Source organism: Affinirhizobium lemnae (genome assembly GCF_022968395.1).
In the GTDB taxonomy this organism is placed as follows: Bacteria; Pseudomonadota; Alphaproteobacteria; order Rhizobiales; family Rhizobiaceae; genus Neorhizobium; species Neorhizobium lemnae.
The window spans coordinates 1-13166 of the sequence record NZ_JALJQZ010000007.1; the positions used below are offsets into that span (position 1 = coordinate 1).

At 60.0% G+C, this 13166-nt stretch carries 16 protein-coding genes; 11 read left to right on the forward strand and 5 right to left on the reverse strand.

Annotation, left to right across the window (positions count from 1 at the left end):
* The first annotated feature begins 281 nt into the window (after nt 1–281).
* The 5 genes from MUU53_RS06100 to MUU53_RS06120 all read left to right on the forward strand — a co-directional run bounded on the left by MUU53_RS06100 (nt 282) and on the right by MUU53_RS06120 (nt 6347).
* Nucleotides 282–1568, forward strand: a complete 1287-nt coding sequence (locus tag MUU53_RS06100; protein ID WP_247260102.1) for an MFS transporter — start codon at nt 282–284, stop codon at nt 1566–1568.
* Nucleotides 1569–1670: 102 nt separating this feature from the next.
* The gene (locus MUU53_RS06105) at nt 1671–3191 is read left to right on the forward strand and encodes an ABC transporter substrate-binding protein (RefSeq protein WP_247260103.1); all 1521 of its coding nucleotides are present in this window, start codon (nt 1671–1673) and stop codon (nt 3189–3191) included.
* Between the two features lie 5 nt (nt 3192–3196).
* On the forward strand, nt 3197–4123 hold the full coding sequence (locus tag MUU53_RS06110) for an ABC transporter permease (RefSeq protein ID WP_281435014.1): 927 nt from the start codon (nt 3197–3199) through the stop codon (nt 4121–4123).
* Nucleotides 4120–4953 (forward strand): ABC transporter permease, encoded by an 834-nt coding sequence (locus tag MUU53_RS06115; RefSeq protein WP_247260105.1) that lies wholly within the window; start codon nt 4120–4122, stop codon nt 4951–4953. The genes MUU53_RS06110 and MUU53_RS06115 overlap by 4 nt, the downstream gene beginning before the upstream one ends.
* Nucleotides 4950–6347 (forward strand): ABC transporter ATP-binding protein, encoded by a 1398-nt coding sequence (locus tag MUU53_RS06120; protein WP_247260106.1) that lies wholly within the window; start codon nt 4950–4952, stop codon nt 6345–6347. Before MUU53_RS06115 ends, MUU53_RS06120 begins: the two co-directional genes overlap by 4 nt.
* Before the next feature lie 45 nt (nt 6348–6392).
* Here MUU53_RS06120 and MUU53_RS06125 read toward each other — a convergent pair whose 3' ends face one another.
* Complete coding sequence (locus MUU53_RS06125; RefSeq protein WP_247260107.1) at nt 6393–7190, reverse strand: VOC family protein; 798 nt, start codon at nt 7188–7190, stop codon at nt 6393–6395.
* Nucleotides 7191–7212: 22 nt separating this feature from the next.
* The gene (locus MUU53_RS06130; protein ID WP_062553231.1) at nt 7213–7941 is read right to left on the reverse strand and encodes a DUF899 domain-containing protein; all 729 of its coding nucleotides are present in this window, start codon (nt 7939–7941) and stop codon (nt 7213–7215) included.
* Between the two features lie 59 nt (nt 7942–8000).
* On the opposite strand from MUU53_RS06130, the gene MUU53_RS06135 reads away from it, so the two are divergent.
* Entirely contained in the window at nt 8001–8447 is a 447-nt protein-coding gene (locus MUU53_RS06135; RefSeq protein WP_247260108.1) for a MarR family winged helix-turn-helix transcriptional regulator, read from the forward strand.
* Here the strand turns inward: MUU53_RS06135 and MUU53_RS06140 are convergent.
* Nucleotides 8440–9201 carry an RES family NAD+ phosphorylase gene (locus MUU53_RS06140; protein ID WP_247260109.1) on the reverse strand — a complete coding sequence of 254 codons (762 nt, stop codon included), beginning with the start codon at nt 9199–9201 and terminating at the stop codon, nt 8440–8442. The genes MUU53_RS06135 and MUU53_RS06140 overlap by 8 nt on opposite strands.
* Nucleotides 9161–9538, reverse strand: a complete 378-nt coding sequence (locus MUU53_RS06145) for an MbcA/ParS/Xre antitoxin family protein (RefSeq protein WP_247260110.1) — start codon at nt 9536–9538, stop codon at nt 9161–9163. Before MUU53_RS06145 ends, MUU53_RS06140 begins: the two co-directional genes overlap by 41 nt.
* Before the next feature lie 131 nt (nt 9539–9669).
* Between MUU53_RS06145 and MUU53_RS06150 the strand changes: the two genes are divergently transcribed.
* The 3 genes from MUU53_RS06150 to MUU53_RS06160 are packed head-to-tail and all read left to right on the forward strand — an operon-like array spanning nt 9670 to nt 10830.
* Nucleotides 9670–10257 (forward strand): YqaA family protein, encoded by a 588-nt coding sequence (locus MUU53_RS06150; protein WP_247260111.1) that lies wholly within the window; start codon nt 9670–9672, stop codon nt 10255–10257.
* Nucleotides 10258–10306: 49 nt separating this feature from the next.
* A complete protein-coding gene (locus MUU53_RS06155; protein WP_247260112.1) occupies nt 10307–10561 on the forward strand; it encodes a type II toxin-antitoxin system Phd/YefM family antitoxin in 255 nt (84 codons plus the stop codon).
* Complete coding sequence (locus tag MUU53_RS06160; protein ID WP_247260113.1) at nt 10558–10830, forward strand: Txe/YoeB family addiction module toxin; 273 nt, start codon at nt 10558–10560, stop codon at nt 10828–10830. Before MUU53_RS06155 ends, MUU53_RS06160 begins: the two co-directional genes overlap by 4 nt.
* A gap of 18 nt (nt 10831–10848) precedes the next feature.
* Here MUU53_RS06160 and MUU53_RS06165 read toward each other — a convergent pair whose 3' ends face one another.
* On the reverse strand, nt 10849–11676 hold the full coding sequence (locus MUU53_RS06165; RefSeq protein WP_247260241.1) for an aldo/keto reductase: 828 nt from the start codon (nt 11674–11676) through the stop codon (nt 10849–10851).
* A gap of 231 nt (nt 11677–11907) precedes the next feature.
* Between MUU53_RS06165 and MUU53_RS06170 the strand changes: the two genes are divergently transcribed.
* Entirely contained in the window at nt 11908–12069 is a 162-nt protein-coding gene (locus tag MUU53_RS06170; RefSeq protein WP_247260114.1) for a hypothetical protein, read from the forward strand.
* A 183-nt stretch (nt 12070–12252) separates the two neighbouring features.
* The gene (locus MUU53_RS06175; protein WP_247260115.1) at nt 12253–13140 is read left to right on the forward strand and encodes a branched-chain amino acid aminotransferase; all 888 of its coding nucleotides are present in this window, start codon (nt 12253–12255) and stop codon (nt 13138–13140) included.
* Nucleotides 13141–13166: the final 26 nt, after the last annotated feature.

Consider the following 13166-nt stretch of genomic DNA (forward strand, 5'->3'; position numbering starts at 1 on the left):
GATCTCCAAAATCAGCTTTGAATCCGATTTGCGCTCTTTTGGGAATCCCAATCCTTAAATCATCACCACGACCTAGGTCCAAATTTCGTGAGGTCTCAGGGTAACGGCATGCTCGACCTGCTCCCTCCCTTTGGAGGAGGGTCGGGGAGGGGATCTTGCAATCATGTTGTGTACTGTGGTTTCAGGATTTCGCCGTGCACCAATTGCATTGACCTTTCGGCAGGTTCCGGCTCTACACCTTTCTGCCCCTTGTTCTAAGTCCTGAGGGGTGGAGACATGGCATGGATCAGCAATCCCCTCACCAAACGGTGCCTGAAGATGATGAGCCGGAGCCAAGCGGTTGGCGGCAGATCCTTGGTGCGCCCTATGGTCTGCGCCTTCTGGCCATTTCAGCCGGCATCGGCCTGCATGCCTTCAACGAGGTAGCGATAGCGCCGGTTCTGCCCATTGCGCTGGAGGCGCTGGGCGGCATTGCCTATCTGCCTTTCGTCTATGCAGCGTTCTTTGCCTTTGTCATCGTCGGCGGATTGTCAGCATCGCCATTGCGGCGACGGTTCGGCGCGCGCCTGGCGCTCTCCGGAGCAGGGGTCATCTATCTGGTGGGAATCGTCATCCAGTTCACCGCCCTCAATGCGCCCATGCTGCTGGTGGGGCGTGTGGCACAGGGTCTGGCCGATGGCTGGATTGTGGCTCTGTCCTATTCGCTGATTGCCGATCTCTTTCCGCCAAAACTCGTGCCGCGCATCTTTGCCGTGGAGGCTGTGCTCTGGGCGGCCGCCGCCGTACTGGGGCCATTCGCGGGTGGGTTGACGGTGCAGCATGTCGGCTGGCGTGCAGCGCTCGCGGTCAGCGTTCCGGTCGTTGCCCTGTTCTTCATCGTCATGCCGTTTGCCTTGCCGAAGGAGAAGCGGGCCGAGAAGCCTGTGACGCCGCATCGGCTCATTCCGCCACGCCTGTTCACCGTCTCGTCCACGGTCGGCTGCGGCAGTTGGCTGCTGTTTCTGATGATGTGCGCGCAAAGCGTCTCGACCGTATTCCTCGCCTATACGCTGCATCATCGGTTGGGACTTATGCCGGTCAAGGTCGGACTGGTTCTCATCACGCTTTCACTGAGCTGGAGTGTGGCGGCCATACCCATTGGCGGCATCGATAATCTGGCTATACGCCAGCGTATCATGCGCATTGGGCCACTACTGCAGATCTGCGGCGCAGCACTTGTCTCCACTGGGCTTTACACTCTCGTCCTGCCTCTTGTTCTCGTCGGTCAGGTGTTCAACGGCGTAGGCTTTGCCATGGCTTTTGCCAGCGCCAGCCATGCCGTCATCGAAGATGCCGATCCCGAACACCGCATGACGACAAGTGCCCTTCTGCCCTCGCTGGAAACCAGCGGCTTCGTCTTCGGCTCCAGCGTCATCGGAGGGCTCGCATCCCTGTTTGGAGCGCAGGCCCAGCTTTCGGCACAGACCCCGACATCTGCGATCTTCTATCTCTGGGGTGCATCCGCCTGCCTGTCTGGCCTTGCTTTCTTTGCGGCCAGAGGCGTGACGGTGAAGCTGCGTCAGGACTGACAGTCCGCAATCGCCCTCCACATTTTCCCGGATTCCACCCCATGGACATCGGCTGAATTGCTGTTTATGAGCAAAGTAATTGTATAACATTTATGGTGACTCATGTTCAGAAACCTCATGGCAGGCGTTGCTGTCAGTCTTCTCTTGGCAAATTCATCGGTCTTCGCGGCAGAAGATCGCGTAGTGGATGTGGTCGCGCCCTTCGAGATCACCGGTCTCGATCCGGCGAAATCCGGCGATGTGTTCCTGCGGATGCGCATTGTGGAAACGCTGGTCGAGGCGGATGCGCAGGGTAATCCTGTTCCCGCACTGGCCAAGCAGTGGACTGTTTCGGAAGACGGAAAGACGTGGACTTTCACGCTTCAGCCGAATGTCCGCTTCCATGATGGGTCTGCGCTGATGGCAGAAGCGGTTGCCTCCGCGCTCAACATTGCCCGCGCCAAGCCGGGTCTTCTCAGCAAGGCGCCGATTGAGGCCATCACGGCAGAGGGCGAGGCGGTGGTGAAGATCACGCTTTCCAAGCCTTTCGCGCCGCTTCTGCCTTTCCTTGCCGAAAGCCGTGCCCAGATCCTCGCGCCCGCATCCTATGCTGGCGCGGATGTCAAATCCATCATCGGCAGTGGCCCCTTCAAGCTGACAAAGCTGGAAGCGCCGCAAAGCCTCGCGGTCGAGCGCTTCGATGGCTATTGGGGCGCAAAACCTGAGATCGAGCAGGCCCGCTATCTGTCCGTCAGCCGCGCTGAAACCCGCGCCCTGATGGCCGAAAGCGGTGATGCGGATTACGTCTTCAACCTCGATCCGGCCAGCCGTACCCGCCTTGCCAAGAGCGACAAGGTCAAGCTCATTTCGGTGTCCATTCCCCGCAGCGTGCTGATCAAGCTCAATGCCGGCCATGCTTTCCTGAGCGATGTGAAGGCGCGCGAGGCTTTGAGCCTTGCCATAGATCGTGAAGGTCTCGCCACCGCCATCCTGCGTTATCCGGCAGCGGCCACGCAGCTTTTCCCGCCAAGCCTTGGCATCTGGCATGATGCATCCCTTTCTCCGCTCAGCTACGATCCGGAAAAGGCTGAGGGCCTGCTCGCCAGCCTTGGCTGGAAAAAGGGCGCCGATGGCATTCTGGTCAAGGATGGCAAGCGTTTCGCGCTGACCCTCACCACCTATCCGGATCGCCCCGAACTGCCTCTGCTGGCGGCGGTCCTGCAGGAGCAGTGGAAGGAAATCGGCGTCGAGGTGACAATCAATTCCACCAATTCCAGCGAAATCCCCGCCAGGCACCAGAACGGCACGCTGGAACTGGGGCTGATGGCGCGCAACTTCGCCCTCGTGCCGGATCCGATCGGCACCATGCTCTCCGATTACGGCCCGACGGGTGGCGATTGGGGCGCGATGAACTGGACGAACGCAAGCTTCCAGCAGGCGCTCGACGGGCTGACGCGCATTGCCGATGCCAGCCAAGGCGAGACGCTTCGTCATCAGGCGGTTGCGGCGATCCAGGCAGACCTGCCGGTCATCCCCGTTGCCTGGTATCAGCAGACAGTTGCCGTCTCGCCAAAGCTGGAGAAGGCTGCCATCGATCCGTTCGAGCGCACCTTCGGTCTTGAAACCATGCGGTGGGGCAAGTGATGCGAATGATCCTCAACCGTCTGCTTCAGGCGGTTCTGGTTGCCTTCACGGTGGGGCTTCTGACCTTCATCATGATCCGGCTTCTGCCCGGCGATGTGGCGTATCGCATTGCTGCGGGGCGCTATGGCTATGATGTCGTGGATAGCGCGGCGGCAGCAAAAGTGGCCGCCGAACTGGATCTCAACAGACCTGCCATCGAGGCTTTCGGTCTGTGGCTGTATGATCTGGTGCGGCTCGATCTCGGCACCTCGCTGGTCAGCGGGGAGCCGGTTTGGGATGAGCTTGTGATGCAGCTTGGCCATACGCTGCAACTGGCTGTCTCGGCCATTCTGCTATCGCTGTTGATCGGTCCGCTACTTGGCATTCTTGCCGGTCTCAATCGCGGCGGCTTTCTGGATCGCGGCCTGATGCTGGTATCGACTGCATTGAGGGCGCTGCCGCAATTCGTGGTGGGTCTTGGGCTCATCGTCATCTTCGGGCTTATGCTCAACCTGTTGCCGACGGCTGGTCATGCCCATGGCAGCCATCTCGTCCTGCCTGCTTTCACGCTGGCGCTCGGGCTTGCGGCTGTGTCCGCTCAGGTGGCGCGGGATGCCATGGCAGAGGTGGCGCAATCGCAGTTCTACCGCTTTGCCCGCACCAAGGGCCTGCCGGAATGGCAGGTCTTTCGCCGCCATGGCCTGCGCAATGTGGCGGTGCCCATCGTCACCTATCTCGGCGTCCAGTTCATCTATCTGGTGGAAGGCGTCGTCGTGGTGGAAACCCTGTTCGCCTGGCCGGGCATCGGCCATGCCCTGGTGCATGCCATCTTCGGGCGCGATGTGCCTGTCATTCAGGGCGCCGCCCTGGTCATGGGGCTGATGTTCGTGGTTCTGAACGCGGCAGTCGACGGGTTTTGCTACATCATCGATCCGCGTAGGAGGGATGCATGAGCAGTCTCGTTTTCGCGCAAACTCCCGCCTTGCGGTTCTCCCTGCGCAAGTCGCTTGGCCTCTTCATACTCGCAGGTCTCGTGGTCTTTGCTTTCCTGCCGTTGATCATTGGCGGCGCCGATCCGCTGAAGCAGAGCCTGCGGCATTCGCTACAGCCGCCATCCTCTGCCGCATGGTTCGGTTACGATCATCTGGGCCGCTCCATGGCGGCACGGCTGGCTGCGGCTTTGCGTCTCTCGCTCGGGCTGGCGCTGCTTTCGGTCGTCACGGCCATGGTCCCGGGCATCCTGCTGGGCGTTCTGGCAGCATGGCGCGGCGGCTTCATCGATCGGGCCATCGGTGCCGTGTCGGAATCGCTTCTGGCACTCCCCGGCCTTCTGCTTGTCCTGATGCTCACGGCCATCGTGCCGGATAATCCGGCCATGCTCTACCTCGGCATCTCGCTGGTGCTGTGGATCGAATATTTCCGCGTGACGAGGGCACTGGCTCGGCCCATCCTCAATTCACCTGCGGTGGAAGCCTCGCGCCTTCTGGGCTTCGGTCCGGTCTACATTCTCAAGCGACACGTCTGGCCGGAAATCTCGGCTATCCTCCTGCGGCTCGGTGCATTCGGTGCTGCTTCCGCGATCATGGCCATTGCAGCCCTTGGATTCGTCAGCGTCGGCGTTCGTCCGCCCACGCCTGAACTCGGGCTCATGATGATCGAGCTTCTGCCCTATTACGAAGAGGCACCGCATGCGCTGTTGCAGCCCATCGCCGTAATTTTCCTGATGGTTCTGGCCCTGCAATTGCTGGCGGGCAGGCAAAATTCCGGAAAGGAAACGGCATGAGCACGCTGATGGAAGTGCGGGATGCAGCCGTCCATACGACAGAGGCGCAGTTGGTACAGCCCTTTTCCTTTTCGCTGGAAGCGGGCCGTCCCTTCACCATTCTGGGCGAAACCGGATCGGGCAAAAGCCTGCTGGCGCAGGCGGTCATGGGGCTGCTGCCAGAGGGTTTGATGGCGTCCGGCCAGCTCGGCATCGAGGGTGAGACGCTCGATCTTGGCCGTCCCGGCAGCCAGAAGCGGCTCTGGGGACGCAAGGTCAGCATCCTGCCGCAGGAGCCGTGGCTGGCGCTGGACCCCATCATGGCGGCGCAAGCGCAGGTGGAGGAAGGCTATCGTTTCCTGCGCAACGAAGAGAGTGATGTGGCCCGTCAGTCCGCCAATCGGGATCTTCAGCAACTGGGTGTCGCGGAGGCGAGGCGAAAGCTTCCGGGCCAATTGTCTGGCGGCATGGCTCAGCGCGTCGCCTTTGCCGCAGCCCGTGCGGGCGGTGCGCGCATCGTCATAGCCGATGAACCGACCAAGGGGCTGGATGTCGCCCGCCGCGATGAGGTGATCGAACTTCTGATGCGGGAGGTGAGGGCAGGCGGATGCGTTCTGGTGATCACCCATGATCTGGCCCTTGCCCGCCAGATGGGCGGCGATCTCGCCATCATGCTGGAAGGCCGGATCGTGGAGCAGGGGGAGGCGCTGGAGGTTCTGGCGAATCCGGCGCATGACTATACCAGGCGTCTGATCGCCGCCGATCCTGAAAACTGGCAGACACTGGATGTCGAAATATCCAGCGCAGGCGCGCCCGTTCTTGAGGCGACAGGCATAGGCAAGACACGTGGCGGCAAGCAGCTGTTTTCCGGCGTCGATCTCACGATCCGTCCGGGTGAGATCATCGGCGTCACGGGACCGAGCGGGTCCGGCAAAAGCTCGCTGGGTGACATTCTTCTTGGCCTCCTGAAGCCGGATGCGGGTCAGGTGCAGCGGGCAACCGGGATCTCGATCCATCGCTACCAGAAGCTCTATCAGGATCCACCAGCGGCCTTTCCGGCGCGGGCCACACTCAAGCAAAGCCTTGCCGATCTCGTGGCTCTGCACCAGTTGGAAGAGGTGCGCATCGCACCACTGATGCAGCGTTTGCGGCTTGCAGAACATCTGCTGGATCGCCGGCCGGATCAGGTCTCCGGCGGCGAATTGCAGCGTTTCGCCCTGCTGCGGGTGTTGCTGCTCGATCCCGTTTTCCTGTTTGCCGATGAACCAACGTCGCGGCTCGATCTCATCACCCAGCAGGAAACCGTGGAGCTTCTGGTGGAACTGGCGCGTGAACGCGGCTGCGCTCTGCTGCTCGTCAGCCACGATACGGCGCTGATCGAAAAGACCTGTGATCGCACCATCTCGATCGGCTGATAAAGTCATGGCCGCCGAACGCGTTCGCGGCGGCCATGGTTCGCCTTACGATCCGGCAGACACCAGCGAAAAATGCGCGCCTTGCGGGTCGATGGCATTAATGATGAAGCTGCCACCCGGCACTTCCTGTGGCCCGAAGATGACCTTGCCGCCAGACGCTTCGATGGTGGTCACGGCCTGCTGCACGGAAGGCACGTTAACGTAATAGGCCCAGCACGGCACCGGCACCTGCGGCGGCCTTGTCATCATCCCGCCGATCGGCTGGCCGTTATGGGCAAAGATCAGGTATTTGCCCATGTCGCCCATATCCATGGCGTGATCCAGCGTCCAGCCGAAAACCTTGCCATAGAAGGCGAGCGCCTCGTGCGCCTCGCCCGCATAAAGCTCGTGCCAGCCGAATGTCCCCGGCGTTCCCATGGCGGCCATGGGCGGCGGGTTGTCCATTGGCTTCGGTGTCATGATGCAGATCACCGCCCCGTGCGGATCCGCAACCACGGCGAAGCGACCGACATCGGGAATGTCTTCTGCTGGCCGGCGAACGGAACCGCCTTCGGCTTCGAATTGCCGGACAGTCTCATCCACGTCGTCCACGCCCACATAGCCGGTCCAGTTCGGCGGCATATGGCCTGCCATCTCGGGTGGGATTGTCATGAAGCCCGCAACACCGCAGTCCTTGTCACCTGCGCGTGTGTCGAATATGCCGTATTCGAAATTGTCCGCCCCCGGCATGGGCATGCGTTTGGCACTCCAGCCCACGACCTTTGCATAAAAATCGCTGGCGGCCTGCATGTCGGTGGTCATCAATTCGCACCAGATGAATTTTCCATGGGCTGTCGATGGCATGTTGGTCTCCTCCCGTATTCTGTTAATGGCAGCAGCCACCGGTTTTCGGCGCCGTCTCATATTCGTCATGGCGCTTGATGAAGTTCATCGTTTCGCTTTCATTGCGGCCAAGCGGCGCGGTATCGAGGATCATCATGGTCGCCAGCCATTCTTCGCCGCCGCGCGCATAGGACGAATAGGTATGGAAAATCTGGCCCTGGCCATCGCGATAGAAGGCGGATTGACCGGGCAGTTCGTCATGCGCCTGCGGCGTCGGGGTCTCACGGAAGTTGTAGAAGACAGAGCCTGATGCTAGCTGTTCGGGCGTGAACGAAACGCCGAAATCATAGTTGAAGCGTGACCCGAAGGATGAGACCCACGGAAATTTCCAGCCCATGCGGCGCTTGTAGGCTTCGATCTTCTCCAGCGGCGCGCGCGAGACGCACACCAGTGTCACATCGTGATGGTTGAGATGCGCAAGCGTGCCGTCCAGATGATCAGCGAGGAAGGAGCAGCCCTCGCACCCTGCCTCCCAGTCCGGCCCGAACATGAAGTGATAGGTGATGAGCTGGCTGCGTCCGTCGAACAGGTCGCTGAGGCTCTTCTCGCCCGTCGGGGTCTGAAAACGGTAATCCTCCTCCACCTTCACCCAGGGCAGCGCCATCCGCTCGCGGTTGATGGCATCCCGCAGACGCGTCATTTCCTTCTCGCGAACCAGAAGCTGCTTGCGCGCCTCCAGCCATTCCTCACGGCTTGCCACTGCATGCTCCATCGCTGCCTCCTCAGACTGGATCATCTTGACAAATAGGTTGATATCAACATATATAAGCCATGTCAAATGAAGTTGTGATTCCTTTTTCGACAACCATTCATGTTCGCGATACCTGCCTGTGTCTGCATGCACAGCGGGCAGCGCGTGCCCTGGCGCGCCGGTTCGATAATGCTCTGCGGCCCGTCGGTCTCACGAACGGGCAGTTTTCCATGCTGATGTCCCTGAACAGGCCGCAACCGGCAACGATGAGCTCAGTCGCCTCGGTGCTGGATATGGACCGCACGACCCTGACGGCAGCCTTGAAACCCCTGCAGAGGCGAGGGCTGATCGATGTCTTAACCGACCCTAAGGATGCCCGCAGCCGCCTGCTGAAATTGACGAAGGAGGGGCTGCTGCTTCTTCAGCGCGCTTTGCCGATCTGGACGGCAACTCATGCACAGGTGGATGAGGATCTGGGTGAGGGCGGCTCCGAGGCGCTGCGGCAGGGAATGGCAAGGATCAGGTGAGGCGGGTAGCGATCCGCGGATCCTGCGCGAAGTCATCCAGCCGAAAGCCGATGCGCTGGCGCGGGAAGTCGCAGAGCGCCTGCACATGGCGGGCGGAAAAATGAATGCGCCAGCTCTGGCGCTCCACTGGCTCGCGCTTCGCAAAGCCTTTGGCCGTCAGGAGCGCGATGTTCATGCCACGGGCCGGATCGCGAACCGAGCGGTACAAAAGAGCCTCGATGCCTGCCGTCCGCGCGCTATCCGCCAGCGTCTGACAGGCGCTGTATTCTGTCGGATGCGTCCAGAGCAGATCGTCATCGGACAATGGTGGCGCCGAAAGGTCGAGACCTGCCTGCGTGCTGATCTCAACTGCGAAGGCAGTATAGTCGGCAGCATTCGCCGGAAGTGGCGTCAGCGGAGATTCGGCAAAGAACAGCAGTCGGTAAAAGGCCATTTCTGCCACGGCGGTCGACACCGCTTTGGCCGCGTAGAATACGCCCGGAGTTCGGCCCGCACGGCGAAAGCGGGAGCCATGGGGGTAGATCGCACCATAGCGAAACGGCGTGGCCAGCAGATAGTCCAGTCCGATCGCGTCTGGCGGAAGAACAGGCTTTGTATCCTCCAGCAGGCTTTCCAGAAGCGCCTGTTCATCCACCGTATCCACCAGTTTCATGGTCGATACCTGATGCTGCGCCTCCACCACTCGCCAGAAGCGGCCCTCGATGGGCTGTGCTTCAGACGAGAGCGCGTCGGGCGTCCAGATAGGCAAGGACATCGGTCAAACCTGCAATCGTGAGAATACGGTCGATCGGCACGCCACCGAGCGCGCTGTTTTCGTTGCGCATCCAGGCTCGGGCAACGCCCTCGTCGCCCCCGGTGATGGCATCCAGCGAGCGGAAGAGACGGATGAACAACAGGGCCAGTTCGAACGATTTCTCTTCAGGAGAAAGTGTCAGGTCACCGTGCTTGAGGCGCGAGATGGAGGCCTCTGACAGGCCCAGAATGCGACCCAGTAGACGCCCCCGTATCTCCAGTCGCTCGCAGGCGCGCAGCACCGCTTTTGATACCACGACACTGGCGTTTGACGAGTTTGCTCTTTCTGGTGAAACCATTGTGCTCAATCCTTTCTAATGAAAGGTAGTGTGACTTCCAATCTTTGGCAAGTCCCATCGTCAGGGGCAATCACCTTGCAACGCCTTTCATCACCCTCTAATGCGGCGGGGTCATTCTTTAAGGAACTCCCATGCTGCGCAAACTCTACGCCTGGACCATGGCGCTCGCTGCCCGCAGGGCTGCCGCGTGGTGGCTCGCCATCATCGCCTTTGTGGAAAGTTCCTTCTTCCTCGTGCCCGCCGATGTGCTCTTCGTACCCATGGTACTGGCGAGGCCGAAGCGCGCCTATCTCTATGCGGCCATCGCAACGGCGGCATCGGTGCTGGGCGGAATCCTGGGCTGGATGATCGGCCATTATGCGTTCGAGACGATCGCGAAGCCGGTTCTCGTCCTCTACGGCAAGCTCGATACCTTTGATGAACTGGCCGCGTCCGTGAACTGGGAAACGATCCTGCTGCTGCTCGTCACCTCCGGTGCCGCGCATCTGCCACCCATCAAGGTGGTGACCATTCTTTCAGGCGTCGCAAATTTCAGCCTGTTCTGGTTCATCGTCTCGGCTATTGTCGCTCGTGGCGCGCGCTTCTTTGCGCTGGCCTGGCTTCTGAACCGCTATGGCGAGGAAATGCGCCACTTCATTGAAAAACGCCTCAGCCTCATCACTGGCATCGCGGCCGTTCTTCTCATCGCAGTGTATCTGGCCTACCACTTCCTGCGTTGACGTGTTGCCATAATATATGTACAGATTTATGTACATAAAAAGGTGACCTATGCCCCACGTTCGCTTCACGGAATTCCGACAGAACTTCGCCTCGCATTTTGATGCGGTGCTTGAATCGCGTGCGCCGCTTCTGGTGACGCGTCAGGGAGCGGAATCTGTGGTCGTCATCGCGGAAGGCGAGTTTGAGAGCATGCAGGAAACGCTACATCTTCTTTCCAACCCTGCGAACGCGGATCGTCTGCGTGAGAGCATGGAGCAGTTGGCTGGGGGCAAGGTGATCGAGCGGGATCCGGCCGGCGAATGAAACTGGTCTGGACCGAACATGCCTGGGCTGATTATGAATTCTGGGTAGAGAGTGATCAGGCAGTAGTCCTGCGCATCCATCAACTGATCAAGGACATGAAGCGGTCGCCATTTTCCGGCATAGGTAAGCCGGAACCCTTGAAAGGCAGTCTCTCCGGTTTCTGGTCCCGCCGCATCACTGCGGACCATCGCATTGTTTATAATGTTGCAGGCGCCGGAGAAGACCAGCGCCTGCAGATCATTCAGTGCCGATATCACTATGTGAAGTGAGATCGACTGCTCCCCCGCTCAATCCCAATGCGGCGGGCGCAGGTGACCGGGGTTGACGATGCGGCCGTCAGGCTTGGCAAGCTTTGAAATCTCGCCCATTTCCGCGTCCGTCAGATCGAAATCGAAGATGTCGAAATTCTCCTGAAGGCGCTCAACGGTTGCCGTCTTGGACAGCGCGATGACATCCTTCTGCTGTACGGCCCAGCGCAGCGCCACCTGTGCCGCCGTCTTGCCATGGCGCGAGCCGATGTCTTTCAGCACCTCGTCCTTCGGCACGCGGCCATCCGCCATCAGATAGTAAGCGGTCAGGGAAATACCGTGCTTGCGGGCCGCTTCCAGCAGTTTCGACTGGTTAAGATAGGGGTGGAGTTCCACCTGGTTGGTGGCGATCGGCGCATCCGAAAGCTTTGCCGCTTCCTCCATCATGGCGATGTTGAAGTTCGAAATGCCGATATTGCGCACCTTGCCCGCCTTTTTGACGGCGTTGAGGCTCTCCATGCGGCTGGCCAGCGGCACATCGCTTTGCGGCCAGTGCAGCAGAAGCAGGTCCACATAGTCCGTCTTCAGCTTCTTCAGGCTTTCATCCACGGATGCGGCAAAGGCGTCGGGTGCGAATTTGTCGACCCAGACCTTGGTGGTCAGGAAAATGTCGCCGCGGGCCACGCCGGATTGCTGAATGGCAGCGCCGACCTCGGCCTCGTTGCCATAGATCTGCGCCGTATCGATGTGACGGAAGCCAAGTTCGATCGCCTTGGGAACGACGCGCATGACATCTTCGCCCGGCATGCGGAAAGTGCCCAAGCCGAGCGCCGGGATATTGGCGCCATTGGCGGTAACGGTGGGAATCATGTGTACCTCGTGAAACATGGTGGTGAAAAAGGGCCTTTCGGAAAGGCGGGATTGGGACCAGTCATAACTTGGGTCCGCGCAAGGCCAGTTCAAGTCGTCGCACTTGTGTTCGCTGTTGCGGAATTGACGACAATTGATGCAGCGCATAGCGCCTACCGCATTTGAGCCTTATAAAAGTGTAGTGAGTAAATCTTCCTCGTGCTGCCCGGCGAACAAGAGAAGAGGTCTATGCGTATTACCTGGTTCCTGTTGCTTGTCGTTCTCATCGCCATTGTGCTGAGTATTCCGATGATCGACCGCCAGTTCAGTTCGGCAAGAGCGCCTGGCCATGGCTCCGGGCAGGATTCTCCGCTCCTGCCGCAGCCGCAACAGCATCAACGTCAACCATAGCGATGATTAATCACTCGGGCTGATAGGTTTATTTATGCGCCTGAATGATGGAGGCGGGAAATTTCCGGATTTTCCGCTTTGGCGCAATTTTCTTTCAATCAAAAAATCAGCGGCAAAAAATTCTTGACCCTCCCGTCTCACGGGCATTCAGTGGCGTGAAAACGGTATCCGAGGAGAAGAAAAATGTCCGTCAACACAGCGCCCCGCAGCACCACCTGGACCTTCGTCGATGGCGAATGGATCAGCGGCAACCCGCCGCTCATCGGCCCGACATCGCATGCCATGTGGCTGGGCTCCACGGTGTTTGACGGCGCGCGTTGGTTCGACGGCATCTCGCCGGATCTCGATCTGCATTGCCAGCGCGTCAACCGTTCCGCCATCAACATGGGCATGAAGCCCACCAAGACGCCGGGAGAAATCGAGCATCTGGCGCTGGAAGGCGTGAAGAAGTTCGATGGAAAGACCGCCATCTACATCAAGCCCATGTATTGGGCCGAGCATGGTTCGCCCTTCTCCGTCGTCGCTGCCGATCCGGAATCCACCCGCTTCGCGCTCTGCCTGTTCGAAGCACCCATGCACACCGCCCAGCCCAGTTCGCTGACGGTATCGCCCTTCCGCCGGCCGAACCCGGAAGTCGCCATGACATCCGCCAAGACCGGCAGCCTCTACCCCAATAGCGGGCGCGCCATCATCGAGGCAAAGAACCGCGGTTTCGACAATGCCTTGATGCGCGACATGAACGGGAACGTGGCGGAAACGGCGTCCTCCAACATCTTCATGGTCAAGGATGGTGTCATCATGACGCCGGTTGCCAATGGCACCTTCCTCTCAGGCATCACCCGTTCGCGCGTCATCGGCCTGTTGCGCGCCGCCGGTCACGATGTGCGCGAATGCACGCTCACGGTCGAGGATTTCAACGCCGCCGACGAGATCTTCACCTCCGGCAACTATTCCAAAATCGTGCCGATCAACCGCTTGGACGACCTGCAGTTCCAGGAAGGCCCCATCGCTCGCAAAGCGCTGGAGCTTTACATGGACTGGGCAAAGTCGGGCAAGAAAGCCGCGGCTTGAGCAAGAGTTTGGAGGCGCATGCGCGG

Excerpts from the sequence above, each read along its gene's own strand:
- MUU53_RS06100 (WP_247260102.1), top strand. The coding sequence starts at position 282 with ATGGATCAGCAATCCCCTCACCAAACGGTGCCTGAAGATGATGAGCCG.
- MUU53_RS06105 (WP_247260103.1), top strand. The coding sequence starts at position 1,671 with ATGTTCAGAAACCTCATGGCAGGCGTTGCTGTCAGTCTTCTCTTGGCA.
- MUU53_RS06110 (WP_281435014.1), top strand. The coding sequence starts at position 3,197 with ATGATCCTCAACCGTCTGCTTCAGGCGGTTCTGGTTGCCTTCACGGTG.
- MUU53_RS06115 (WP_247260105.1), top strand. The coding sequence starts at position 4,120 with ATGAGCAGTCTCGTTTTCGCGCAAACTCCCGCCTTGCGGTTCTCCCTG.
- MUU53_RS06120 (WP_247260106.1), top strand. The coding sequence starts at position 4,950 with ATGAGCACGCTGATGGAAGTGCGGGATGCAGCCGTCCATACGACAGAG.
- MUU53_RS06125 (WP_247260107.1), bottom strand. The coding sequence starts at position 7,190 with ATGCCATCGACAGCCCATGGAAAATTCATCTGGTGCGAATTGATGACC.
- MUU53_RS06130 (WP_062553231.1), bottom strand. The coding sequence starts at position 7,941 with ATGGAGCATGCAGTGGCAAGCCGTGAGGAATGGCTGGAGGCGCGCAAG.
- MUU53_RS06135 (WP_247260108.1), top strand. The coding sequence starts at position 8,001 with ATGTCAAATGAAGTTGTGATTCCTTTTTCGACAACCATTCATGTTCGC.
- MUU53_RS06140 (WP_247260109.1), bottom strand. The coding sequence starts at position 9,201 with ATGTCCTTGCCTATCTGGACGCCCGACGCGCTCTCGTCTGAAGCACAG.
- MUU53_RS06145 (WP_247260110.1), bottom strand. The coding sequence starts at position 9,538 with ATGGTTTCACCAGAAAGAGCAAACTCGTCAAACGCCAGTGTCGTGGTA.
- MUU53_RS06150 (WP_247260111.1), top strand. The coding sequence starts at position 9,670 with ATGCTGCGCAAACTCTACGCCTGGACCATGGCGCTCGCTGCCCGCAGG.
- MUU53_RS06155 (WP_247260112.1), top strand. The coding sequence starts at position 10,307 with ATGCCCCACGTTCGCTTCACGGAATTCCGACAGAACTTCGCCTCGCAT.
- MUU53_RS06160 (WP_247260113.1), top strand. The coding sequence starts at position 10,558 with ATGAAACTGGTCTGGACCGAACATGCCTGGGCTGATTATGAATTCTGG.
- MUU53_RS06170 (WP_247260114.1), top strand. The coding sequence starts at position 11,908 with ATGCGTATTACCTGGTTCCTGTTGCTTGTCGTTCTCATCGCCATTGTG.
- MUU53_RS06175 (WP_247260115.1), top strand. The coding sequence starts at position 12,253 with ATGTCCGTCAACACAGCGCCCCGCAGCACCACCTGGACCTTCGTCGAT.